24 protein-coding genes and 3 pseudogenes are annotated in these 23510 nt (G+C 73.7%); 9 read left to right on the top strand and 18 right to left on the bottom strand.

All coding sequences use genetic code 11. The annotated features are described in order from the left end of the window. Positions 1-39 precede the first annotated feature (39 nt). The 8 genes and pseudogenes from flgL to G7075_RS22915 all read right to left on the bottom strand — a co-directional run. On the bottom strand, positions 40-939 hold the full coding sequence (gene flgL / locus G7075_RS13690) for a flagellar hook-associated protein FlgL (protein WP_166122588.1): 900 nt from the start codon (positions 937-939) through the stop codon (positions 40-42). Between the two features lie 40 nt (positions 940-979). After that, on the bottom strand, positions 980-2344 hold the full coding sequence (gene flgK, locus G7075_RS13695) for a flagellar hook-associated protein FlgK (protein ID WP_166122590.1): 1365 nt from the start codon (positions 2342-2344) through the stop codon (positions 980-982). A gap of 312 nt (positions 2345-2656) precedes the next feature. After that, complete coding sequence (locus G7075_RS22900; protein WP_371814243.1) at positions 2657-2821, bottom strand: flagellar protein FliS; 165 nt, start codon at positions 2819-2821, stop codon at positions 2657-2659. 8 nt (positions 2822-2829) lie between these two features. Next, a pseudogene (gene fliS, locus G7075_RS22905) lies at positions 2830-3039 on the bottom strand (flagellar export chaperone FliS); the annotation flags it as partial. A gap of 13 nt (positions 3040-3052) precedes the next feature. Further along, the gene (fliD, locus tag G7075_RS13705) at positions 3053-4930 is read right to left on the bottom strand and encodes a flagellar filament capping protein FliD (protein WP_166122594.1); all 1878 of its coding nucleotides are present in this window, start codon (positions 4928-4930) and stop codon (positions 3053-3055) included. Positions 4931-5015: 85 nt separating this feature from the next. Further along, the gene (locus G7075_RS13710; RefSeq protein ID WP_166122596.1) at positions 5016-5843 is read right to left on the bottom strand and encodes a flagellin; all 828 of its coding nucleotides are present in this window, start codon (positions 5841-5843) and stop codon (positions 5016-5018) included. A 158-nt stretch (positions 5844-6001) separates the two neighbouring features. Next, positions 6002-6505: pseudogene (locus G7075_RS22910) on the bottom strand (sigma-70 family RNA polymerase sigma factor); the annotation flags it as partial. After that, positions 6484-6879 (bottom strand): annotated as a pseudogene (locus tag G7075_RS22915) (sigma-70 family RNA polymerase sigma factor); the annotation flags it as partial. The pseudogenes G7075_RS22915 and G7075_RS22910, both read right to left, overlap by 22 nt. A gap of 229 nt (positions 6880-7108) precedes the next feature. Between G7075_RS22915 and G7075_RS13720 the strand changes: the two are divergent. The 3 genes from G7075_RS13720 to csrA are packed head-to-tail and all read left to right on the top strand — an operon-like array spanning position 7109 to position 8452. Continuing rightward, a complete protein-coding gene (locus G7075_RS13720) occupies positions 7109-7621 on the top strand; it encodes a flagellar protein FlgN (protein WP_166122598.1) in 513 nt (170 codons plus the stop codon). Positions 7622-7629: 8 nt separating this feature from the next. Beyond that, positions 7630-8034, top strand: a complete 405-nt coding sequence (fliW, locus tag G7075_RS13725) for a flagellar assembly protein FliW (protein ID WP_166122600.1) — start codon at positions 7630-7632, stop codon at positions 8032-8034. Positions 8035-8077: 43 nt separating this feature from the next. Next, positions 8078-8452, top strand: coding sequence for a carbon storage regulator CsrA (csrA, locus tag G7075_RS13730; RefSeq protein WP_166122602.1), 375 nt, complete (start codon positions 8078-8080; stop codon positions 8450-8452). Positions 8453-8494: 42 nt separating this feature from the next. Here csrA and G7075_RS13735 read toward each other — a convergent pair whose 3' ends face one another. From G7075_RS13735 to G7075_RS13750, 4 genes are all read right to left on the bottom strand, one after another. After that, positions 8495-9574 (bottom strand): LCP family protein, encoded by a 1080-nt coding sequence (locus G7075_RS13735; RefSeq protein WP_166122604.1) that lies wholly within the window; start codon positions 9572-9574, stop codon positions 8495-8497. 55 nt (positions 9575-9629) lie between these two features. Next, on the bottom strand, positions 9630-11090 hold the full coding sequence (locus tag G7075_RS13740) for a threonine/serine exporter ThrE family protein (RefSeq protein WP_166122606.1): 1461 nt from the start codon (positions 11088-11090) through the stop codon (positions 9630-9632). Next, positions 11087-12814 carry a serine/threonine-protein kinase gene (locus G7075_RS13745; protein WP_166122608.1) on the bottom strand — a complete coding sequence of 576 codons (1728 nt, stop codon included), beginning with the start codon at positions 12812-12814 and terminating at the stop codon, positions 11087-11089. The genes G7075_RS13740 and G7075_RS13745 overlap by 4 nt, the downstream gene beginning before the upstream one ends. 179 nt (positions 12815-12993) lie before the next feature. Beyond that, complete coding sequence (locus G7075_RS13750) at positions 12994-13422, bottom strand: CBS domain-containing protein (RefSeq protein WP_166122610.1); 429 nt, start codon at positions 13420-13422, stop codon at positions 12994-12996. Between the two features lie 189 nt (positions 13423-13611). On the opposite strand from G7075_RS13750, the gene G7075_RS13755 reads away from it, so the two are divergent. The 5 genes from G7075_RS13755 to G7075_RS13775 all read left to right on the top strand — a co-directional run bounded on the left by G7075_RS13755 (position 13612) and on the right by G7075_RS13775 (position 18030). Next, a complete protein-coding gene (locus tag G7075_RS13755) occupies positions 13612-14715 on the top strand; it encodes an ABC transporter ATP-binding protein (protein ID WP_166122612.1) in 1104 nt (367 codons plus the stop codon). Between the two features lie 125 nt (positions 14716-14840). Then, a complete protein-coding gene (locus G7075_RS13760; RefSeq protein ID WP_166122614.1) occupies positions 14841-16088 on the top strand; it encodes a DUF4032 domain-containing protein in 1248 nt (415 codons plus the stop codon). A gap of 29 nt (positions 16089-16117) precedes the next feature. Next, the gene (locus tag G7075_RS13765; RefSeq protein ID WP_166122616.1) at positions 16118-16966 is read left to right on the top strand and encodes an RDD family protein; all 849 of its coding nucleotides are present in this window, start codon (positions 16118-16120) and stop codon (positions 16964-16966) included. Between the two features lie 124 nt (positions 16967-17090). Next, the gene (locus G7075_RS13770; protein WP_166122618.1) at positions 17091-17606 is read left to right on the top strand and encodes a DUF4190 domain-containing protein; all 516 of its coding nucleotides are present in this window, start codon (positions 17091-17093) and stop codon (positions 17604-17606) included. Between the two features lies 1 nt (position 17607). After that, positions 17608-18030, top strand: coding sequence for a DUF2752 domain-containing protein (locus G7075_RS13775; RefSeq protein WP_166122620.1), 423 nt, complete (start codon positions 17608-17610; stop codon positions 18028-18030). 10 nt (positions 18031-18040) lie between these two features. Here the strand turns inward: G7075_RS13775 and G7075_RS13780 are convergent, their stop codons facing one another. The 6 genes from G7075_RS13780 to cysS form a co-directional block, all read right to left on the bottom strand. Next, positions 18041-18496 carry a DUF2752 domain-containing protein gene (locus G7075_RS13780; protein WP_166122622.1) on the bottom strand — a complete coding sequence of 152 codons (456 nt, stop codon included), beginning with the start codon at positions 18494-18496 and terminating at the stop codon, positions 18041-18043. 4 nt (positions 18497-18500) lie between these two features. Further along, positions 18501-18821 carry a CD225/dispanin family protein gene (locus tag G7075_RS13785; protein WP_166122624.1) on the bottom strand — a complete coding sequence of 107 codons (321 nt, stop codon included), beginning with the start codon at positions 18819-18821 and terminating at the stop codon, positions 18501-18503. 126 nt (positions 18822-18947) lie between these two features. Beyond that, positions 18948-19586, bottom strand: a complete 639-nt coding sequence (locus G7075_RS13790; protein WP_166122626.1) for a hypothetical protein — start codon at positions 19584-19586, stop codon at positions 18948-18950. 161 nt (positions 19587-19747) lie between these two features. Next, positions 19748-20377, bottom strand: a complete 630-nt coding sequence (locus G7075_RS13795) for a DUF6264 family protein (protein ID WP_166122628.1) — start codon at positions 20375-20377, stop codon at positions 19748-19750. A gap of 114 nt (positions 20378-20491) precedes the next feature. Further along, positions 20492-21454, bottom strand: a complete 963-nt coding sequence (gene rlmB, locus G7075_RS13800) for a 23S rRNA (guanosine(2251)-2'-O)-methyltransferase RlmB (protein ID WP_166122630.1) — start codon at positions 21452-21454, stop codon at positions 20492-20494. 1 nt (position 21455) lies between these two features. Continuing rightward, on the bottom strand, positions 21456-22889 hold the full coding sequence (gene cysS, locus G7075_RS13805) for a cysteine--tRNA ligase (protein ID WP_205860509.1): 1434 nt from the start codon (positions 22887-22889) through the stop codon (positions 21456-21458). Positions 22890-23105: 216 nt separating this feature from the next. Between cysS and G7075_RS13810 the strand changes: the two genes are divergently transcribed. Continuing rightward, on the top strand, positions 23106-23372 hold the full coding sequence (locus G7075_RS13810; protein ID WP_166122634.1) for a hypothetical protein: 267 nt from the start codon (positions 23106-23108) through the stop codon (positions 23370-23372). Positions 23373-23510: the final 138 nt, after the last annotated feature.

Raw genomic sequence — 23510 nt, forward strand, 5'->3', positions numbered from 1 at the left:
TGGCCGAACGGACGACCCCGGGTGGGCCGGGGGCCGGGGTCAGCGCAGGAAGTCGAGGATGCTCGGCTGGATGACCTTCGCCGTGGCCGACAGGGCCGCCTGGTAGGCCGTCTGCTGGATGCTCAGGTCGGTCAGGGCCTTCGCGAGGTCGATGCCCTCGACGGTGGCCAGCTGGGTCTCCATCCGGGTCGTCGCCGCGGCCCCCAGCGTCTTGACCGACTCCAGCCGCGAGGCGCGCGCCCCGACGATGCTCTGGCTCGTCCGCACGGTGTCGGAGGCGGCGTCGATGTCCTTGATCGCCTGGTCGAGCTTCGTGCGGTCCCCGGTGCGCAGGGCGTCGCTGACCCGGGCGAGCACGCCCAGCCCGCCGGCGGCGGCGGGGTCGGCGAAGAGGGTGCCGAAGGTGTCGGGACCGGTGATGCTCACGGCGACGCGGTCCGGGCCGGTCGTGACACGACGCTCGAGCGCGGTCGTGTTGCCGAGGTAGGCGCCGCTCGGGTCGTAGGCGTTCTCGGTGTCCTGGGTGCCGGCGAACACCGGCTGCCCGAGGTAGCGGGTGTTCGCGACGTCGAGCAGGCTCGCGCGCAGCTGGTCGACCTCGGCCGCCATCGCCGAGCGCTCGGCCGCGGTGTTGGTGTCGTTGGAGCCCGCGACGGCCAGCTGGCGCACGCGGAGCAGGAGGGTGTTGGTCTGCATGAGGGCCTGGTCCGCGGTCGAGAGCCGCGCCGACCCGTCGTCGATCGCGCGGTCGAGCTGCTCGCCTCGCTGGTGGTCGGAACGGAGGGACATCGCGGTGGCCGTGTCGGTCGGGGAGTCGGAGGGCTTGCCGAGGCGGCGCCCCGAGCTGATCTGGTCCTGGGTGGCCTGCAGCCGCGCGAGGTTGGCCTGGAGCGACGCGGTGACCTGCTGGCGCTGCGAGCTGGGCGTGACGCGGTTCATCACGAGCCTCCCGGACCGGGCGGAGCGGCGGTGGACGCGCTCATCGTGCCATCTCCATCAGCGTGTTGAGGGTCTCGTCGACGACACTGACGAAACGCGCCGCGGCCTCGTAGGCGTGCTGGTAGCCGAGCAGGGAGACCATCTCCTCGTCGACGCTGACGCTCGAGACCCCGAGACGCGCCGACTCGGCCTGGCCCGCGAGCGCGCTCTGCACGTCGGCCCGGCGGCCGGCGCCCTGCACCTGGACCCCGACCGACACGACGAGGTCGCGGTAGAGCGAGTCGGGCCCGGAGGCCAGCTCGGAGGAGGCGGCCATCGAGTCGGCGTTGGCGCCGTCGGACGCCGGTGGCGGGGCCGACGAGGCGGCGACACCGGCCGCCGTGAGGCCGGCCAGCTGCAGCGAGGCGGCGGTCGTGCCGCTGAAGAAGGCGCCACCGAGGGCGCCGGTGGCGTCGTAGCCCGCGGCCTGGCGCGCGTTGACCGTCGAGGCGACCCCCGCGGCGACCGCGTCGAGGCGGGTCAGCACCGAGGGGATAATGTCGGAGAGCGTCGTGAGCATCCCGCCCACCTCGCCGCCGGTCACCGTGAGCGGCGTGCCGCCGGCGGCGAAGGTGACGGCCACGGGGCCGGTGCCCGGCCCGGTGCCCGGTCCGGTGACGGCGAGGCTGCTCACGTGGTTGCCCGAGACGAGCACCGAGCCGCCGACCGAGAGCGTGATCGTGCCGTCGTCCATCGGCTGGGCGACGACCCCGATGACGTCGCCGAGCTGGCTGACCAGCTGGCCGCGGCGGTCCTCGAGCTCGGCGGTCGAGCCGCCGGCGACCTTGGCGGCGCGGATGGCGTCGTTGAGGTCGGCGACGTCCGAGGTCAGCCGGTTGGCCGTGGCGACCGAGGCGTCGAGGGCCTCGCGGGTGCCGCCCCACTGGGTCGACAGGCGTCCGGAGAGCTCGCGGAACGAGGACGCGAGCCGTCCGCCCTGCTCGAGGACGCTCGTGCGGGCGGCGCTGCTCGTGGGGTCGGTGGCCAGGTCGCCCCACGCGCTCCAGAACTCGGAGAGGCCGGCCTGCAGGCCGGTGTCGCCCGGCTCGCCGAACGCCGACTCGACCATCGAGTGGCCGTTGGCGACGAACGTGGCGGCCGACGCGGCCCCCCGGCTCTGCAGGGCCCGGACCTCGAGGAGCTGGTCCTGGATGCGGGTGGTGCCGATGACGGCGACGCCCTCACCGGTGGCCGTGGACCTGCCGAACATCGACGGGACGGCGGTGCTCGCCTGGGCCGCCTGCTCGAGGCGCTGGCGGGTGTACCCGGGGGTGTTGACGTTGCTGATGTTCTGGCCGGCGAGCTCGAGGCCGCGCTGGGCGGCCTGGAGGGCGCTGAGGCCGATGCTCAGGGACGAGGAGGACATCAGGCCCTCGCGTCCACGTAGGCCGCCGACTGGCGGGTCCGGGCGGCGGGGCGCTGGCGATGCAGGTCGGCCTCGATGGCCCGGGCCGCGTCGGCGAGCCGGGCGGCGACGACGGCCTCGAGGGCACGGGTGCGCTCGAGGGCCGCGGTGGCCCGGGGGCCAGGCGCGCCGGGAGCGGCCCGGTCGTCGCCGGCCGGTCGCCGAGCACGTCGGTGAGCTCGTCGAGGGTGCCGGCGCGCACGAGCCCCTCGGCCCGCGCCAGGCCGGCCTCGACGCCGTCGAGGGCGTCGTCCCAGGTGTGGTCGATGCTGCTCATGACGCCTCCGCCGTGGCCGCGGCGCGGGTGAAGGCGTCGCGCAGGGGCTCGAGCAGGTCGATGGCCTCGGCGACCAGGGCCGCCGACTTCGTGACGTTCGCGTGGACGAGGCGGTCCTGGACGTAGTCGTAAAGGGCCAGCAGGCCCTCCCCTCGGGCCAGACACTGGTGTCGAGCGACGAGGACAGCTCGGCGACGATCTCCTGGGCGTGCCGCAGGGCCCGGTGCGAGCCCTCGATGTCGCGCCGCTCGAGACCGACGAGGGCGAGGTTGAGGTCCTTGACGAGGCGGTTGTAGAGGAGGACGACGAGCTGCCCCGGTGACGCGGTGGTCACGGAGTCGTTCGTGTAGAGCCGGCGCAGGGCCGCGGTCGTGGTCACGTCGTCTCCTCGCTCAGCCCGAGCTCGAGGTGGATGGGAGGGTCTTCAGCTGCGCCGTCAGCCAGTCGCTCTGCGACCTCAGCGTGCCGAGCGCGGTCTCGAGGGCGGCGTACTGCCGCTTGAGGGTGCTCTCGCGCATCGTCATCCGGGCCTCGAAGGCGGTGATCTGCTGCGTGTAGTCGCGGACCCGGTCCTGCTCGGTCCCGACCTGCTTCGTGACGAACCCGTCGAGCGGGTCCGAGGCCTCCTTCGCGACGTCGGCGACGGTGGAGGCCATCGTCGTCAGGGTCGAGCGGACGGCGGCCGGGTCCTTGGCGTAGGCGGCGAGGAAGGCGGCGCGGTCGAAGGCCAGCTGCCCGTCCCGACCGACCGTGACGCCGTAGGCCGAGGGGCTGCTCGTGCTGCCCGACCCGCCGCCGACGGAGGCGTCGGTGATCCGCCGGGTGACGAGCTGGGTCATCGAGTTGCCCAGCAGCGCACCGGACGTCTTCGTGTCGGCGTTGTAGCCGGACCGGCTCGAGATGAACGTCAGCGCCTGGTTGGCGGCGGCGACGAGGGCGGCCATCTTGTCGGCCACGGCCGCGGTGTCGCCGGACACCGTCGTCGTGACGGGCGTGGTCGGGTCGGCCTTGAGGGCGGTGATCGTCACGCCGGAGAGCAACCCGGTGACGCTCGTCGTCGAGGAGCGCACGTCGTAGGCGGCCGGGCCGGTGCCCACCCGCAGCACGGTGTCGGTCCCGGCCTGGAGCGTGGCGAGGTCGCCGAGACCGGAGGACCCGAACGCGCCGCCCGAGAGCATGAGGTCGGAGTCGGCGCCCGTCGTCGTCGAGGTCAGCTGCAGCCGGTAGGCGTTCGAGGAGACCTGCACGGTCGCGGCGGTCGCGCCGACGGCCGAGGAGCCGACGGCCGAGGCGACCTGGCCGAGGGTCGAGCCGGCAGCCAGCCCGAGGTCGGCGACCGTGGCGGTGCCGGCCCGCAGCCCGCCGGCGAGCGAGAGGACGACCTGGTTGGTGCCGGTCCCGGGGAGCGTGACGCTCGACCCGGCGGACAGGTCGGTGAGGGTGGTGGACACGCCGTCGAGCGTGACGACGGCATCGGTGCCGGTCGCGGTGGTCGCGGTGTCGGAGATGCCGAGTGCGGCGTTCGGGGCGCAAAGCCGCAGCGTGGCGGCGGACCCCTCGCGGGTGGTCGCCAGGCGTAGCGCGCCGTCGTCGCCGAGGCTGGCGCGCAGGGTGCCACCGGACGCGCGGGTGACCTCGGCGGCGAGCTGGGTCGGGGTGTAGGTGCCCCCGGTGAGGGTGATCGTCGTCGGGCCGCTGCCGGTGTCGACGACCAGCTGGGTGCTCGCGGCGTCGATCGTCACGGTCGAGCCGAGGGGGGCTCCGGACAGGCTGGCGCCGGCCGAGCCCTGGGTGACGGTGAGGGCGTGGGCACCGGCGACGAGGGTCGTGCCGGCGAGCAGCGCCGAGGCGCCGATCGCGCCGAGGCCCTTGCCGAGGACGACGGGGGCGCTGGTCACCGCGGTCGAGAGGGAGGGGACGGTACCTCTCGAGACCGCGGCGCCGGCGGTGGCGACGCTCGTGACCGTGAACGTCGCCGATCCGGGGGCCGCGCTGCCGTCGGAGACGACGGACGCGAGCCCCGGCTGGGACGAGCTCGAGGTGGTCGTGGACCACGCCGAGGTCTTGGTGAACGGGTCGGTGACGAAGGACCTGGCCACGGTTCCCAGCGACGACAGCGTCGAGTTGAGCGACTGCAGCGTGCTGATCATCGTCTGGCTCTGCGACTTGCCGGTGCTCAGGTACGAGCCCGACTTCCGCTCCAGGGTCATGAGCGAGCTGATGATGGACGTGGTGTCCAGCCCGGAGATCAGTCCGTCGATGGACGACATGGGTCCTCCTCCTTCCGATCCTCGTCAGGGTGGTGGTGCCGGTCCGCCCGGGCCCGCCGAAGCGGGCCCGGGCGAGCAGCCGAACTCAGCCGAGGAGCTTGAGGACGGACTGCGGCGAGCTGTTCGCCTGGGCGAGCATCGAGACGCCGGCCTGGGAGAGGATCTGCGAGCGCGAGAAGGCGCTCATCTCCTTCGCCATGTCGGTGTCGCGGATGCGCGACTCGGCCGCGGCGGCGTTCTCGGCCGCGACGCTCAGGCTGTTGATGGTGTGCTGCAGACGGTTCTGCACCGCACCGAGGTCGGCCCGGTTGCCCGAGACGGTCTTGATGGCCGCGTCGATCGCGGTGAGCGCGCTCGCCGCACCGGCCTGGGTGGAGACGTCGGCGGAGCCGGTGCCCAGGGTCGTCGTGTCGGCCTTGGCGAAGGCGACGGCGACGGTCTGGCCGCTGTTGGCGCCGACCTGGAAGGTGAACGAGCCGGCCGTGCCGCCCGTGCCGTCGAGCAGGTTCTGCCCGTTGAACTGGGTGGTGTTGGCGATGCGGTCGAGCTCGTCGTTGAGGGCGGTGACCTCCTTCTGGATGGCCGTGCGGTCGTCCGCGGTGTTCGTGTCGTTCGAGGACTGGACGGCGAGCTGACGCATGCGCTGGAGGATGGAGTGCGTCTCGTTGAGCGCACCTTCCGCCGTCTGCACGAGCGAGATCGCGTCCTGCGCGTTGGACGAGGCCTGGCCGAGGCCGTTGGTCTGGGCGCGCAGCTTCTCGCTGATCGCCAGGCCGGCCGCGTCGTCGGCCGCGCGGTTGATGCGCAGACCCGAGGACAGCCGCTCGAGGCTGGTGTTCATGCTGCTCTGGGTGGAGCTGAGGTGCCGGTAGGTGTTGAGGGCGGCGACGTTGGTGTTGACCTGCAGACCCATGATGATTCCTCCTTGGATGGGGTCTCGGAGCGCCATCCGTGGCGATCCGTGCCGCTCCCAGGGCGGGGCGACACCACCCTCATCGGCCGGACCCCGGACGACTTGAGGGCCCCGGCGGAGAAATTCCGCGGGGCCCCCAGGTGCTGCCGGGTCGTGCGTCAGACGGCGTGCCGCACCGCCGACGGACGGGGCGCCAGGGTGCCGCGCTGGGCGACGGTCGCGCGCTTGGCGATGTCCGCGTAGTACGTGGCGCGACGACGCGCAGCGGCACCGGCGGCCGCGACGGCGGCGGCGCCGGCCGAGCGCTCCTCCTCGAGCGTGGCGCGCATGCCGTCGCGGAGCATGACCAGTGCCTCCGAACGCAGCTGCGAGACACGGGACTCGGTGACCCCGAGCTCCTCGGCGACGTCCTTGAGCAGACGGTCCTCGAAGAAGACGGCGCGCACGACGGTGCGCAGGCGCTCCGGCAGCGACTCGACGGCGGCGGTGAGGTAGGCCTCGCGCTCGTTGTCGACGACGACGTCCTCGGGGTGCGGTCGACACGGGGCAGGACCGTGTCGCCGACCCCGGCGTCGACGAGGGAGTCGATGCGCACGACGACCGAGCGGTGCACCGAGTGCGAGACCTCGCGCACCTCCTCGAGGGTCATGCCCATCCGGGCGGCGACCTCGCGGTCGGCCGGCTCGCGCCCGAGCTCGGCGGTGAGCACGCCGCGCGCGGCGTCCTGCTCGCGCGCCTTGGTGCGCACCGAGCGCGACGCCCAGTCCATCGAGCGCAGCTCGTCGAGCAGGGCGCCCTTGATGCGGGTGGCGGCGTAGCGGCCGAACGGCACCCCGCGGTCGGGGTCGAACGACGCGGCGGCGGCGGCCAGCGCGTGCATCCCGGCGGAGGTCAGGTCGTCCACGGCGACGTGGGAGGGGAGGCGGGCGCTCAGGGAGCGCACCTCGTAGCCGACGATCGGAAGGTGGTCGCGGCAGAGCTGCTCGAGGTCCCCCCGGCGGGACGCAGTGGTGCTGGTGCTGGCGTTCTGGGTCACGGATCAAGCGTCGAACCGCTTCGGTGACCCCGCCACCCGGGGAGGGCCCGATCGCCGATGTAGGGCCCTTCGGCGTAGCACCGGGGCGCCGAACGTGCAGGCGGCATCATCCGAACGGACACCGCCGACGCGAGTTGCGCGCTCCAGCACCCGTCGGTTCCCCCGTGGCAGACTGAGTCGCGCGTCGGAGGCGCTCAAGTCCGCCCCCGCCCGAGCCGATGAGGAACGAGTGGATCACAGCGAGGAAAGCGTCGTCGCCGCGTGCGCGGACCTGTCCGAGTCGCTGTGGCGCACCCGCGAGCTGCTCGAGTCGCTGTCCTACCGCATCGAGGTGCAGCGGGCGCTCGTCGAGACCGGCCGCAGCTCGTGGCTGGCCCGCTCGACCCGTGACGTCGACGAGCTCATCACCACCGTGCGCTCCGCCGAGCTGACCCGCGCCGTCGACCTCGTGCCGCTCACCGAGCTGCTCGGGGTCGCCCCCGAGGCCACCCTGCGCGAGATCGCCGACGTCGTGCCCGCCCCCTGGGACCAGGTGCTCGCCGAGCACCGGCACGCCCTCGCCGAGCTCACCGGCCGGCTCACCGAGGCCGCGCTGGCCAACAAGGAGCTGCTCGCCTCGAGCGCCCAGGCCATCGACGAGGCCCTGGCCCGCTTCCGCGGCAGCGGCACGGGCTCCACCTACACCGCCACGGGCACGCGCGACCGGGAGTCCGCGTCCCGCTTCTTCGACGAGACGACGTGAGGTCGCACATGACGGACACCCTCCAGCCGGCGACCGGGGCGCGCACCATCCACGTGCCCGAGGGGCTCGTCGGCTTCCCCGGCACCGACTACGAGGTCGCACCGGTCGCCCCCGGCCTGTTCGACCTGCGCCCGCTCGGCGCCGACGGCGCCGGCTTCGTCACCGCCGACGCCGAGGTCTTCTTCCCCGACTACCACCCCGAGATCGACGACCAGACCGCCGAGCGGCTCGGGCTCACCGACGCCGCGGACGCCCAGGTCCTCGTCGTCGTCACCGTCGCCGAGGACGTCACCCGCTCGACGGCCAACCTGCTCGCCCCGGTCGTCGTCAACGCCCGGACGCTGGCCGCCGAGCAGGTCGTCCTCACCGGCCAGGACTTCCCGCTGCGCGCCCCGCTCATCCCCGCCGCGTGACCACCGACCGCCGACCCGGCCGCGCGCCAGGAGAGGAGCACCCGTGCTGGTGCTGAGCCGCAGACCCCACGAGGCCATCCGGATCCGTCACGACATCGTCGTCACCGTGCTCGAGATCAGCGGCGACAAGGTGCGCCTGGGCATCGAGGCGCCGGCCAACGTGCAGATCCACCGCGAGGAGATCTACCTCGCCGTGCGCAAGGCCAACGAGGAGGCCTCGGCGACCTCCTCGGCCGCCGTGGCCGGCCTGGCCCGGGTCATCGGCGACCGGGCCGGCGACACGGGCGCGGCCCCGGCACCCTCGGGCCCGGCGACGCCCACGCCCCCGGCTCCGGCGACGCCATCGGCTCCGGCGACACCGTCGGCTCCTGCTCCGTCCCCGGCGAGCCCGGGCGCGGGCGACTCCCCCGCGGGCTGAGCGCGCAGGCCTCCCCCGGGGCCGACGCGACGCTGCAGCGGATCAGAGCCGGCCGTCCCGGAACTTCGCGAACGCCTGCTTCGACGCGGCGTCGAGCACGACGATCGACTGCCCGTCCGGGCTGGTGCCGAACCCGCCCTTGGCCACGGCCCGTCCGACCTTGGTGGGGTCGAGCTTGTAGAACGAGGCGACGAAGGTCAGCGCGTCGGCGGCCGACAGGTCCGTGTCGGCGTACTTCGAGACGATCGACATCTCCTTCGGCACGACCTGCACGCCCTCGAGCCGGGCCGCGACGGCCGCGGCGAGCAGCAGCTCGCTCTGGTGCGCCGAGCGGCTGAAGTCGCCCTCGGGCAGCGACTTGCGCTCGCGTGCGTAGGCGAGCGCGAACTTGCCGGTGAGGATCTGCTTGCCCGCCTTGACCGTGGTCTTGCCCTGGAGGACGACCTTCTTGGCGATGGTGATGGGCAGGCCGCCGGACTCGTTGACGATCTTGCCGAAGCCGCCGAACCCGGTGACGACGTAGCCCTCGATGGGCAGGCCCGTGACCTTGCGAACGGTCTGGACCTGACCCTTGCCGCCGCCGTAGGCGAACGCCGCGTTGATCTTGGCGTTGCCGCCGCTGGGCATCGGGGCCCAGATGTCGCGGGCCATGCCGAGGATGCCGCCGCCGCCCTTGCCGTCGATGCCGACGACCTGGAGGGTGTCGCCGCGGGTCCCCTTGAGCGACTTGTTGGGCCGCGCGTCCGAACCGATGACCAGGACGAAGCGCGGCCCCTTGCCGAGCGACGTGGGCTTGTCGAGCGAGGGCCACCAGCCGCCGACGACCTTCCAGTCCGGCCCCACCGCGAGCGTGACGTCGTCACCCGAGGTGACGACCGCGACCTTCTCCTTCTTCCACGTGCCGAGCGTCGCCTTGGCCTCGATGCCCTTCTTGCCGGCGTAGACCTTCGCGACGGCCGCGGTCAGCTTGGCGTCGGCGCCCGAGACGACGAGATCCGGGGTGGGGGTCGGCGTGGCGGTGGTGGGGCTGGCGGCCGACGAGGTCGTGGGGTCGGGGTCGCCGGAGCACCCGGCGACCGCGAGCAGGACGACGGCGAGGACCGCGGCGGGACGCATGCGCATGGCCGAGAGGGTATGCCGGACGCCGTGCGGCCCCCGCATCGGCCTCAGGCGTGTCTCAGCGCGGGACCTGGTCGGTGCGCGGGCGCCGACTGCCCCGCACGTGGCGGTCCCACGGCGCGGCCAGGTACTCGCCGAGCACCGTGCCCGTGGCGATGGCGAGCAGGACGCCCCCGGCCGACAGGAGGGTCGAGAGCCCGGACTGGAACGTGAGCAGGCCCGAGTTCTCGCCCTGGGCGACGAGCTCGTAGAGGCCGCGGAAGATCGTCAGACCGGGGAGCAGGCCGAAGCTGGCCGGCACGACGAGGACGAGCGAGGGCGCGTCCATCCGCTGCGCGACCAGCCGCCCGAGCACGCCGATGGCGACGGCCGCGATGCCGGTGGCCGTCACGGCGCCGACCGACAGGCCACGGGTGAGGACCGCCGAGACCGCCACGCCGACGAGGGTCAGCGCGCCCATCGGCAGGACGAGCCGGCGGCGGCTCTGCACGGTGACGCCCGCGGCCAGCCCGACGACGAGCGAGGCGAGCAGGGCCGGCACGATCGGGGCCTGGGTGACCCTCAGGTCGAGGACGTCGGGCGAGACGAAGCTGCTGCTCGTCCACTCGGTGAGCGTGAGCATCGCCCCGAGCCCCGAGGCGATGCCGATGATCAGCCCGGTGAGCGAGAGCAGGACGGCCAGCAGCCGGCCGGCCCCGGTGAGCGGGTACCCGAAGATGACGTCCTCGATGGCCGAGGCCATGGTGCGCCCCGGGAGCATCGCGACGATGCCGCCCGCGACGACGAAGGCGAAGTCGCTCTCGCCGAAGGGGATGATGCCGCTGGCCCCGAGCGCGTACAGGCCGCCGGCGAACAGGGTGGCCGCGAAGGCGTTGATGGCGTTGCCGTAGAACTCCGGCAGCTCGACCCGGGCGTGCAGCCGGGCGACCCCGGCGACGGCCAGCACGACCCCGATGGTCAGCAGCGCCGCGAGCGGGCTGGCCCCGATGACGACGGCGACGGCGGAGGCGAGCACCGCGTTGGCGGCCGTGACCGCCCACTTCGGGTAGTTGCGGGGGTGCCGCTCGATCTGCCGGATGCGGGCCGCGGCCTCCTCGGTGGTGACCTCCCCGGCGACCAGCGACTCGACGAGCCGGTGCACCGCGACGAGGCGCGCGTAGTCGAAGCGGGTGTGGCGCACCACCCGCAGCAGCGTGTGCGGGCGGCCGGCGTTGCTGCGCGACTGCACGACGATCGACTGCATCGTGATGTCGAGCTCGACCCGGTCGACACCGGCGGCCGCCGCCGTCGCGGCCATCGCACCCTCGACCTGGGGGGCACCGGCGCCGCAGCGCAGCATCAGCTCGCCGACCCGGACCGCGAGGTCGAGCGCCTGGCCCAGCGCGGCGTCCTCGGCGGCGGCGTCGGGGATCCGGGCGTGCCGGTACGGGGTGCGCCGCAGCAGGTCGGCCATGGGCATCGGCTCGGTGGGCAGGTCGCCGCGCAGGATGCGGGGGCGCCGGGTCCGGGGGTCGCTCACCGGCCGGGCACCACCTGGTCGACCCAGCCCGGCGGGGTCGACAGCGGCCACCACGACGGGGCGCCGCGGCTCGCGGTGAGGGCGACGAGGACGGCGCCGCCGAGGAGGAGGGCGACGACGAGGACCTGGCGCACGGTGTCGTGCGCGGTGAGGCCGCGCACGAGGCTCCGGCTGCCGCGGCGCAGGCTCGCACCCCCGGGGCCCCACCAGGCGGTGAGGGCGGTGAACACCCCGGCGGCCAGCAGGGGCACGACGTCGTCGGCCCGGGTGACGGCACCGGTGAGCCCCCCGACCACGAGGGCGCCGGCGAACATCGCGGACACCCCCACGAGCAGGGGCACGGCGAGGGTGACGAGCGAGCCCACGGCGCCGACGACGAGGTGCCAGGGGCTGGCCGCGACGGCCACGGCGACGTCGCTGCCCCGGGCTCCGCGGTCGTGCCGTCGCATGACGAGGGAGGTGACCGAGCGGTCTGAGGTGCGCGCCAGCACCATCCACGCGGCGAGCAGGACGAGCCCGACGAGCGGCGCGGCGACGGTGACGCCCGCGAGGAGGGCGAGGAGGGCGAGGAGGGAGCCCGAGCGGGTCGGCAGCCCGATGCGCGGGTCGGTGGCCACGCGGACGTCGTCGTCGTCGTCCTCCCACGGGGCGAGGGGGCCGGCGGGCGCGGGCGGCAGGGCCGGGGGCGGCCCGGGACGGCCGGCGCCGGTGGGCGGCGGCGGGTCGGTGCGCGGCGGGAGGGCGTACCCGGCCGGGGTGGGTGGGGCGGCGGCAGGGGCCACGGACGGGGCGATGGCGGGGAGGGCGGCGGTGCGCGTGGAGTCGACGACCCGGGTCTCCGGACGCACCCGGCGCACCTCGATGGCCGAGGTCGCCAGCTCACCGCGGGCGTAGCGCTCGAGGGCGCGCACGACCTCGCCGTGGTGCGGGCGCTCGTCGGGGTAGGGGCTCAGGGCGGCGTAGAGCAGCGGCTCGATGCGCGGGTCGACGGCGACGAGGTCGGGCTCACCGGACGCGACCCGGGCCAGCACGGCGTTCATCCCCCCGGCCCCGAAGGGCGGTGTGCCGCTCGCCGCGAACGCCGTCGTGGCCGCCCAGCCCCACCAGTCGGTGGCCGGCGTGACGTCGTCGCCGTGGACGACCTCCGGCGCGAGGTAGCCGGGGGTGCCCATGACGAGGCCGGCGCTGGTGAGGCGGACGTCGTCGACGACGTGGGCGATGCCGAAGTCGATGAGCACCGGGTCGCCGTCGACGAGGAGGACGTTGCCCGGCTTGACGTCGCGGTGGACGACGTCGGCGGAGTGGATGGCGTCGAGGGCCTCGGCGAGCCCGGCGGCCAGCCGGTGCAGCTCCTCGGGCGGCAACGGGCCGCGGCCCGCGACGTGGTCGTCGAGCGGCGGGCCGTCGATGAACCGGGTGACGACGTAGGGGGTGTCGCCGTCGACGTCGGCGTCGACGACCGGGGCGATGCGCGGGCTGCGGATGCGGCTGAGGGTGTCGACCTCGCGGGCCAGGCGCGCGCGGGCGTCGGGGTCGTGGGCCACGTGGGCACGCAGGACCTTGACCGCGACCGCGCGTCCGTGCCGGTCGAGCCCGAGGTGCACGACCCCCATCCCGCCCTCGCCGAGGCGCTGGACCAGCCGGTACGGCCCGAGCCGGGCGTGCTCGCCCGGCTCGTCGTGGTCCCGCGGCCGGTGGCCGTCCACGGGGGCGTCGGCGGTCATGGGTCCACGGTAGGCGCTCGGTCTGGGTAGGTGCTGGACGCGGACGTGGTGCGCGTGGGGCCACCGGGGCGCGAAGGATGGACGGAGCGAGCGCCGATCGAGGTGACACCGGACCCTCTCGCGGCCCTCTTTCACCTCGACGGACCGGGGTGGGCACCGGGCGGGTCAGCGCCTCGGGGCTACTGCTGGATGTAGTCGCGCAGCTGGTCGCGCTCGGTCTGGAGCGTGTCGATGCGGAACTTGACGATGTCGCCGATGCTGACGATCGCCGCGAGCCGGTCGCCCTGGAGTACCGGGACGTGGCGGATGCGCCGGTCGGTCATCCGCGAGGCCATGTCCTCGAGGGAGTCGTCGGGCGTGCAGGTGTGCACCTCGGCGGTCATGATCTGGCGCACGGGGGCCTCGAGCAGCCCCGCGCCGTCGGTGTGCAGGTGCCGCACGACGTCGCGCTCGGAAACGATGCCGTGCACCGCCTCGCCGTCGTCGCTGACGACGACCGCGCCGATGCGGTGCTCCGACAGCAGGGCGAGCAGCTCGGTGACGGTGGCGTCGGGACGCACCGTGACGACGTCCCCGCCCTTGCGCTTCACGACGTCCGCGATCCTCATGGCCCAACCGTAGGGAACCCGGCCCCGACGCGCCAGAGGGAGGCGGCCCACCGCGCGGGACGGCCATCGCCTTCCGGGGCCCGGTCCGGCATACTGGCGACACCGCCGGCACCGACGCCGGCGGGAGCTCCACCCTTTACAACGGATCGTCCGGCACGTTCCTGCCGGTGAAGGAAAGGCAACGACGCCATGGCAACTGTGAAGTTCGACGGGGCAAGCCGGATCTACCCGGGCAACGACACCCCCTCGGTCGACAAGCTCGACATCGACATCGCGGACGGGGAGTTCCTCGTCCTCGTCGGTCCCTCCGGATGTGGCAAGTCCACGTCCCTGCGCATGCTGGCCGGCCTCGAGGAGGTCAACGGCGGCAAGATCTGGATCGGCGACCGCGACGTCACCGACCTGTCGCCCAAGGACCGCGACGTCGCGATGGTCTTCCAGAACTACGCGCTCTACCCGCACATGACGGTCGCCGACAACATGGGCTTCGCCCTGAAGATCGCCGGCGTCGACAAGGGCGAGATCCGCAAGCGCGTGGAGGAGGCCGCGAACATCCTCGACCTCACGCAGTACCTCGAGCGCAAGCCGAAGGCCCTCTCCGGTGGCCAGCGCCAGCGCGTCGCGATGGGCCGCGCGATCGTCCGCAGCCCCCAGGTCTTCCTCATGGACGAGCCGCTGTCGAACCTCGACGCCAAGCTCCGCGTCCAGACCCGCACCCAGATCGCCTCGCTCCAGCGTCGGCTCGGGGTCACCACCGTCTACGTCACCCACGACCAGGTCGAGGCCATGACGATGGGCGACCGGATCGCCCTGCTCAAGGACGGCATCCTCCAGCAGTGCGCGACCCCGCGCGAGATGTACGACAACCCGGCCAACCTCTTCGTCGCGGGCTTCATCGGCTCCCCGGCGATGAACCTCGTCACCGTGCCGGTCACCGCCGACGGCGCCAAGTTCGGCAACCACACCGTGTCCCTCCCGCGTGAGCGTGCGGGCGACGGCGGCTCGAGCCTCATCGTCGGCGTGCGCCCCGAGGACGTCGAGGTCACGACGAACAACGACGGCCTCGAGCTGACCGTCGACGTCGTCGAGGAGCTCGGCGCCGATGCCTACGTCTACGGCACCCCCACCGACCCGAACATCAAGCTCGAGGGCGGCGACGACAACCTCGTCAAGCCGTTCATCGCGCGCGTCGACGGCCGGCAGGTGCCCGAGAAGGGCGGCAAGATCTACGTGTACCCGAAGTCGCAGCACATGCACGTCTTCGACCCCAGCAGCGGCGCCCGCCTCGGCTGAGGCCCGCACGCTGCACCGCGACGACGCCCCGGACGAGCCACTCGTCCGGGGCGTCGCCCGTTTCTCGTGCCGCAGCCATCCCCGGTAGCGTTGCCGCACACCGACTCCCGACCTCCGGAGCCCTGATGGCCCTCGAGCTCACCGCCGCTCGCCCCGACCCCGCCCTCCTCGACCTGCCCTGGCGGCTGCCGCTCGAGGAGTGGCCCGACGACATCCTCGCGGCACTGCCCCGCGGTATCTCCCGCCACGTCGTGCGCTTCGTCCGGCTCTCCGGGCGCGTGCTGGCGATCAAGGAGATCAAGGACGACATCGCCCGCCGCGAGTACGAGATGCTCCGCAACCTCGGCCGCCTGCACATGCCCGCGGTCGAGCCCTTCGCGGTGGTCAGCGGCCGGGTCGGGATGGACGGCCGCCCGCTCGACGCCTGCCTCGTCACCCGCCACCTCCAGTTCTCGCTGCCCTACCGGGCCCTCTACAGCCAGTCGCTGCGCAAGGGCACCGCGACCAGGCTCATCGACGCGCTCGCCGTGCTCCTCGTCCGGCTGCACCTCGCCGGCTTCTGGTGGGGCGACGTCTCGTTGTCCAACACCCTCTTCCGGCGTGACGCGGGCGCCTTCGCGGCCTACCTCGTCGACGCCGAGACCGGCGAGCTGCGCAACCGGCTGAGCGACGGCCAGCGCGAGCACGACCTCGAGATCGCCCGGGTCAACATCGCGGGCGAGCTGATGGACCTCGAGGCCGGTGGGCTGCTCCAGGAGGAGCGCGACCCGGTGGAGGTCAGCGAGCGGATCATGACGCGCTACCGGGACCTCTGGACCGAGCTGACGAGCGAGCAGCTGATCGACGACTCCGAGCGCTGGCGCGTCGACGACCGCATCCGACGGCTCAACGAGAAGGGCTTCGACGTCGACGAGCTCGAGATCACGACCGACATCGACGGCACGACGATCCGCATCCAGCCCAAGGTCGTCGACTCCGGCCACCACTCCCGACGGCTGCTGCGCCTCACCGGCCTCGACGTGCGCGAGAACCAGGCCCGCCGGCTGCTCAACGACCTCGAGGTCTTCTCGGCCGCGACCGGCCGCCAGGGCGAGGACGAGGAGATCATCGCCCACGACTGGCTGGCCAGCGTCTACGAGCCGGTGACCCGGGGCGTGCCCCGCCACCTCGTCGCCAAGCTCGAGCCGGCCGAGGTCTTCCACGAGGTGCTCGAGCACCGGTGGTACCTCGCCGAGCGCGCGCGCCACGACATCCCGATCCAGGAGGCGGTGACCGACTACGTCGCGACCGTCCTGCCCGGCAAGCCGGACGAGCGGGCCGTGCTCGGCGTCGACACCGAGGAGCTCCCGGTGGTCGCCGACGGGGGCGCCTAGGATCGACCCAGACGACCGAGAGGGACCCGATGTCCGAGCAGCCGCCCACCGACCCGTCCCGCGAGCCCGAGCCGCCCGCGGTACCCGAGCAGCCGGCGGCCCCTGAGTCCCCGGCGCCGCCGCCGGAGTCCGAGACACCTTCTCCCGCAGGGCCGCCCGCGCCCGTCCCGCCGATGCCGCCGCCGGTGCAGCAGCCCTACGGCCAGCAGCCGGGGTACGGCCAGCAGCCGGGGTACGGCCAGCAGCCCGGGTACGGCCAGGCGCCGGCGTACGGCCAGGCCCCCTACGGCCAGGCGCCTCAGAACCCCTACGGCGGCCCGGTCGCCACCGACCCGTGGGCCGCGCAGCGCTCGATGCAGCCCGGTGGCCGCGGGTTCGTCGAGGCCCGCTTCGGCCCGGTCGCCTCGTTCGGTGACCGCGTGGTGGCGCTGCTCATCGACGGGGCGATCAGCTTCGCGGCGTTCCTCCCCCTGTTCATCGGCATCCCCTTCCTCATCGCGGGCGCCCCGCACCGCAACGGCTACGACGACTACGGGTACCAGACGTACAGCGACGCCAACGGCGCGCTGATCACCGTCGGTGTGGTGGTCATGGTGCTCGGGTTCCTCTTCGCCATCGGCGTCAACCTCTGGAACCGCGTCTTCCGGATGGGCCGCACCGGTCAGAGCATCGGCAAGAGGACCGTCGGCCTGCTGCTCATCGACGCCCGCACCGGGCAGCCCATCGGCCCCGGCCTGTGCTTCCTGCGCGAGCTGGTCAGCGGCCTGGTCAACCAGGTCATCTACCTGTCCTACCTCTGGATGCTCTGGGACGACGACGCCCAGACCGTCGCCGACAAGGCGGTGCACTCCACCGTCATCAAGGTCGCCAAGAGCTGACGCCGCTCCCCGGGCGCGCCGTCCGGGGTGCCCGGCCCGGCGTGGAATTCCGCTGGGCCGCAGCAGGGGGCCGCTAGGGTGAGGCCCAGCCGGCCCCTGCCGGACCGTGACGTGGGAGGACCCCATGAGCAGCAGCACGCCCCCGCCCCCGCCCCCTCCGCCCGGCGGGAGCTTCCCGCCTCCCCCGGAGCCCGAGGAGCCCATCGGTTCCTCGGCCACGGGTGGTGACGCCCCGCCGCCCCCTCCGCCGCCGCCCGGCGACTCCGGTGGCTACACCGCTCCCCCGCCGCCGCCCGGTGACTCCGGCGGCTACAGCGCCCCGCCGCCGGCCTACCCGGCACCCGGCGGCCCGGCCGCCGGTGGGATCGGCGGCAACAACACGAAGGCCGTCATCGCCCTCGTCCTCGGCATCCTCGGCATCGTCTTCGCCTTCTGCTGCTGGCCGGTCGGCCTCCTCCTCGGCATCGGCGGCGGCATCCTCGGCTACCTCGCGAAGCAGGAGATCGGCCGCACCGGACAGGCGGGCGGCGGTCTGGCCCAGGGCGGTTTCGTCACGGGCATCATCGCGGTCGTGCTCAGCATCATCGCCCCGATCGCCTTCGCCTCGCTCGACCTCGGCAGCAGGCTCACGGGTAACTGACGTGTCGGCCCACGCCCACGGCCTCGGCGGCCTCTCACCACGCGTGTGGTGGGCGGCCGCCGGGGTCGCGGCGGCCGGGAGCCTGGCCTGGCTGGCCACGCACGACCCCAACCAGCCCGGGCACTACCCCACGTGCCTCCTCCTGCAGGCCACCGGGTACTACTGCCCGGCCTGCGGTGGGACGCGCGCCACGTACGACCTCCTGCACGGGGACGTCGCCGGAGCCTTCGCCCGCCACCCGCTCGTGCCCCCGCTGTACCTCGCCGTGGCGGCGTACGTGCTGTACCGCGTCGTGCGCGCCCGGCAGGGCCGCGTCGTGCGGACCACCATCCCGAACTGGCTCCCCGTGGCCATCGGCGTGGCCGTCATCGCGTTCGGCGTGCTCCGCAACCTCCCGGGCTGGGAGTTCCTCTCCCCGGCCTGACCGCAGCGCCTCAGGCCGGCGACAGCCAGGTCCACCCCGGGACGTTGCGCAGCACCCAGTACCCGAGGATCGCCCCGAAGAGCGTGTACAGCACCCACGCGGGAGCCATCCGGGTCCGCTGTCGGCCCTGCCAGAGCCGGCGGCTCCACACGACGAACCAGACCGCGAGCCACCCCGTCGCCACGACGGCGAACGGGTTGCGCGCCAACGCCGTCCCCACGTCGCCGTGCGCCAGGGCGTGGATCGCGCGCAGGGTCCCGCACCCCGGGCAGTAGGTGCCCGTGAGGAACAGCCACGGGCAGGGCGGGAAGTGACCCGGGACGTTCGGGTCGACCGCTCCGAGGAGCGAGACCACCGCCGCGGTCGCCGCCGCGACCCCGGCCGGGGGCAGGACACGGTGCCAGCGGGTCGTGCTGGTCCCGAGGGACCGGACCCGCTGGAGCGCCGTCGCCGCGGCGGTGGTCATCCGGTCACGGGCTGGTCGTGGTCGAGGCGGCCATGAGGCCGGCGACGAGGACGAACCAGAGGATCACGCCGAGGACCCCCGCGACGACGCCGGTGATGACCGACCACTTGATCCACTTGCCGGCATCGGCCGCGGACTGCTGCGCACCCAGGTGGTCACCGGTGGCCCACTTGCTGTTGACCTCGGCCGACTTGATGATGGCGACGATGCCGAAGGGCAGGCAGCAGAAGAGGGTCACGAGGATCGACCACACGAGCTTGTTGTCGGGCGGCCCGCCGTAGGACCCGCCGGCGACGGGGGGCGGGGTCGAACCGTAGTCAGACATGCAGTCCTCTTTCGAGAGCGAGGGAGGGCTGGGCCCCCTGCCGGAGCGTCCGGCGGCGCCGATCCTCCCACAGCGCCCCACCGCCGGTCAGGCGTTTCCCACGCGTGGCGCGGGCCCGGCACGGCGTCAGCGACGCTGGTTCCGCACGGTGGCGTAGAACCGGGACGAGGCGGGCAGCCAGAGGAGGACGAGCGCCGCCGTGCCGACGGCGAAGGACGGCAGCGCGAGGAGCAGGTCGGGCAGCCCCCCGGTCAGGGCCCTCAGGGCGCCCCCGAGCAGGCCGAGCAGCAGGAAGCCGTAGAACACCGAGGCGATGATGCGGGCCGACCCCCTGCCCTTGCCGTTTGCCGAGGCCATCCACATCCACAGGGTGGTCTCGACCAGCGCCCACACGACGATGACGACCTTGACGCCGGTGACCATCGCCTGCCGGAGCCCGGGGTCGACGACCATCGCCGTGGACTCCAGCACGCCCTCGACGGCCGAGTCGGCCCCGAGCATGGAGATGATGCCCGTGACGAGGGCCAGCGCGGCCCCGGCCCACATGAGGTAGACGGCGTTCATCACCGACGAGGGCGCGAGCACCGTTCCGTCCCACCGGACCTGGAGCCCTGTGGAGGTCTGCTCCTGGACGGGCGTGATCGGTCCGGCCGGGGTCGTGGCCACCGCCGTGCTCGCATAGGCGTGCGCCGGTGGCGGCAGCTGCGGGGGCGCCCCGTGGGCGCCGGCCCCGCCGTACGGGCCGGGCTGCTGGTCGTGGGTCATCGCTGGTCTCCTCCTCGGCGTGGCCCCGTCGGGCCGGCCGGCGGCACGAATGCTGCCACGGCCCCCGTCCCGCGTCCGCGGATCGCGTCATCGCCGGCCGGACGGCCGGGACGACGACGCCCCCGCACCGGAGGGGTGCGGGGGTGTCGTGGGCGTGCGGCTCAGTACCTCGGCGTCGAGCTCGCGGCGTAGAACTCGGAGGACTCCTTCTTCCACAGCAGGAAGATGATGTACGCCCCGAGCAGCAGGCTGACGACGTTGAGCACGAGGGACAGTCCGGCCTGGGCCTGCGCGAGGCCCACGAGGAAGCTGACGACCGAGAGCGCGAAGAACACGGTCGAGAGGATGCGCGCCCAGCTGCGGCCCTTGCCGTTGGCGCTGGCCATCCACAGCCAGAGCGCCACCCCGACGAGACCGAACACGATGGCCGTGCCGGTGCCGATCGCGACGGCGGCGTCGACCGTGCCCTGGTCGGCGGTCGTGCCGGCGTCCTCGAGGCTCGTGGTGACGGCCTCGCGGATCGTGTCGCGGAGGAAGAGGACGCTGAGCGCCGAGATGAGCGAGATCACGGCACCGACCCGCATGAGGGTGACCGCGAGGTCCATCGACTTCGGTCGGGCGACCGGACCACTGGGCGGCGCCTGCTCGTAGGACGGTGCGGCGCCGTACGGGTTCGGGGCGGCCGGGGGTGGCGCGGACCCGTAGGACCCGGCGGGCGGTGGTGCCTGCGGCGGCGGTGCCGACCCCTCGGACGGCTCGGGCGGCGGGGGCGTGCTTCCCTGCTCGGACATCGGTGTTCCCTCCTCGTGAGCGGCAGCGTCCCGGTGTGGACCGCTCGCACCGATCGTGGCACAGACCGCCACGCGGCTCACGGGGACGCGCCCCGGCCGGCCGAGGACCTGACGTCAGCGACGCCGGCGGCGGGCGACCTCGTAGAGGGTGACGCCGGCGGCGATGCCCGCGTTGAGCGACTCGACGGCCGAGCTCATCGGCACCGACACGATCTGGTCGCAGGTCTCGGACACCAGGCGCGAGAGCCCCTTGCCCTCGGACCCGACCACGATGACCAGCGGCTCGGAGGCCAGCTCGAGGTCGGGCAGCTCGACATCGCCGTCCATGTCGAGGCCGATGACGAAGAAGCCGGCCTTGCGGTAGTCCTCGAGGGCCCGGGTGAGGTTCGCGGCCTGGGCCACGGGCACGCGGGCCGCCGCGCCGGCGGAGGTCTTCCAGGCGCTGGCCGTCATGCCCGCCGAGCGGCGGCTCGGCACGACGACGCCGTGGCCGCCGAACGCGGCGACGGAGCGGACGATGGCCCCGAGGTTGCGCGGGTCGGTGATGCCGTCGAGGGCGACGACGAGGGGGATGCCGGGGGCCTCGGGGTCGATGAGGTCACGCGGGTGGGCGTACTCGTACGGCGGCACCTGGAGCGCGAGCCCCTGGTGGACGGCGCCGTCGGTGAGCCGGTCGAGCTCGCCGCGCGGGGTCTCGAGGATGGGGATGGCGCGCTCGGTGGCCGTCTTGATGGCCTCGCGCACCCGGTCGTCGGAGTCGATCCGGCCGGCGACGTACATCGTCGTCACCGGCACGTGGGCACGCAGGGCCTCGAGCACGGAGTTGCGCCCGGCGACGACCTCGCTCGAGGCCGGCGACTTGCGCGAGCCGGAACGTCCTCCGCCACCGGGTCGTCCGCCGCCCTGCCGGTCCGCGGCCTTGGCCGTCTTGTGGGCCTTGTGGTTGGGGCGGTCACCGGCCTTGGGGGTCGGCCCCTTGCCCTCGAGGCCGCGGCGGCGCTGGCCGCCCGAGCCCACGGTGGGACCCTTCTTGTTGCCCTTGCGGATCGCTCCGCGGCGTTGCGAGTTGCCCGGCACGTCAGTCTCCCTTGCTTCGGGCGAGGCTCCACCGGGCGCCGGCCGCGGTGTCCTCGAGGGCGATTCCCGCTGCCGTCAGCTCGTCGCGGATGGCGTCGGCGGCCTCGTAGTCGCGGGCGGAGCGCGCTGCGGCACGAGCCTGCACGCGGCCCGCGACGAGGGCGTCGAGGGCGGTGGTGGTGTCGTCGGCGTCCGAGCCGCCGGTGGACCACGCGGGGTCGAGCGGGTTGACCCCGAGCACGTCGGTCATCGCGACGACGCTGCGCGCGATGGTGGCGGCGTCGTCGGCGTCGCCGTCGTCGAGCGCGGTGTTGCCGGCCCGCACGGACTGGTGGATGACGGCCAGCGCGTCGGAGACACCGAGGTCGTCGTCCATCGCCTCGCGGAAGTCGGCGGGCAGGTCCTCGGACCCGTCGGGCACGAGGGTGTCGACCTCGGGGAGCGCACTGCGCAGGAAGCGCTCGATGCGCTCGACGGCGGTGCCGGCCTCCTCGATGGAGCCCTCGTGGTACTCGATGGTGCTGCGGTAGTGCGCGGCGGTCAGGTAGTAGCGGACGGCGAGCGGCCGGTGCTCCTCGACGACGGCGCTGACCCGCAGCGAGTTGCCGAGCGACTTGCTCATCTTCTCGCCGCCGAGCGTGACCCACGCGTTGTGCAACCAGTAGTTGGCGAACCCCAGTCCGGCAGCGCGGGACTGGGCGACCTCGTTCTCGTGGTGCGGGAAGCGCAGGTCGACCCCGCCGCCGTGGATGTCGAAGGTGTCACCGAGGTACTTGCGCGCCATCGCGGAGCACTCGAGGTGCCATCCGGGGCGGCCGGTGCCGAACGGGGTGCGCCACGACGCGGACTCGGGCTCGTCGGCCTTGCGGCCCTTCCACAGGGCGAAGTCGCGCGGGTCGCGCTTGCCGCGGGGGTCGGCGTCCTCGGCATCGGACATGTCGTCGACGCTCTGGTGGGTCAGCTCGCCGTAGCTCGGCCAGCTGCGGACGTCGAAGTAGACGTCGCCGGAGTCGTCGGCCGGGGCGTACGCGTGGCCCCTGGTGACGAGGGTCTCCATCAGCTCGACCATCTCGGGGACGTGGCCGGTGGCCCGCGGCTCGTAGGTGGGCGGGAGGACGCCGAGGGCCTCGAGGGCGCCGGCGGTCTCGAGCTCGTTGCGGTAGCTCAGGGCGTACCAGGGTTCCCCGGCCTCCGCCGACTTCGCGAGGATCTTGTCGTCGATGTCGGTGACGTTGCGGATGAGCGTGACGTCGTAGCCGTGGCCGCGCTCGAGCCAGCGCCGGAGCACGTCGAACGCGACGGCGAACCGGACGTGGCCGATGTGCGGCGGCGCCTGCGTCGTGAGCCCACAGATGTAGATCCCCGCCTTGCCGGGCACGACGGGGACGAAGTCACGCAGCTCGCGCGTGAGGGAGTCGAACAACCTGAGGGTCACCCGCGACAGGCTACCGGTGGGTCCGGGACCCTCCCGCATCCGTCGGGCCGCCCCGACCGCCCCCGGTGCTGCGCCGGGTCGAGGTGGTACCGGGCCCTCTCGTGGTGCGGTACCACCTCGACCCGACAGGTCACGGTTCGGATGCGGCGCGCCGCGACCCCGCCCGGCGGCACCGCCCGTCGCCCTACCCTGCCGGCATGACCGGGGGGACGTGGGGTGGGACTGGCCGTGTCGGTGGGCGCGTGGGCCTGGACGGTGCCGATGCTCGTGCGCGGCGGCGTCGAGCCCGCCCTGTTCTGGGCACCGCTCGCGGTGCTGACGCTCGGGTTCTGGGTACCCCCGGCGTGCCGCCGCCCCGCGGAGCGGGTGCTGAAGGTCGGCGTGCTGCTGCTCCTCGCGGGCCCGGTCGCGGCGTTCGCCGGCGGGCGGGCCTCCGTCGGGGCGATCGAGGGCTGGATGGCGGCCTTCGGGGGCTCTTCATGATGCTGCTGATCGCCGTCGGCACGGTGGCCGTCGTCGGCGCCGGCATCGCCCTCGCGGTCCGCCCGGCCCCGGCGACGCGCGAGCCGCTGGGGGCCTGACGCCTCCATCCCGGACGTGTGTGAACACGCCGGGCGACCC

This window comes from Phycicoccus sp. HDW14 (genome assembly GCF_011383005.1).
Classification (GTDB): Bacteria; Actinomycetota; Actinomycetes; order Actinomycetales; family Dermatophilaceae; genus Phycicoccus.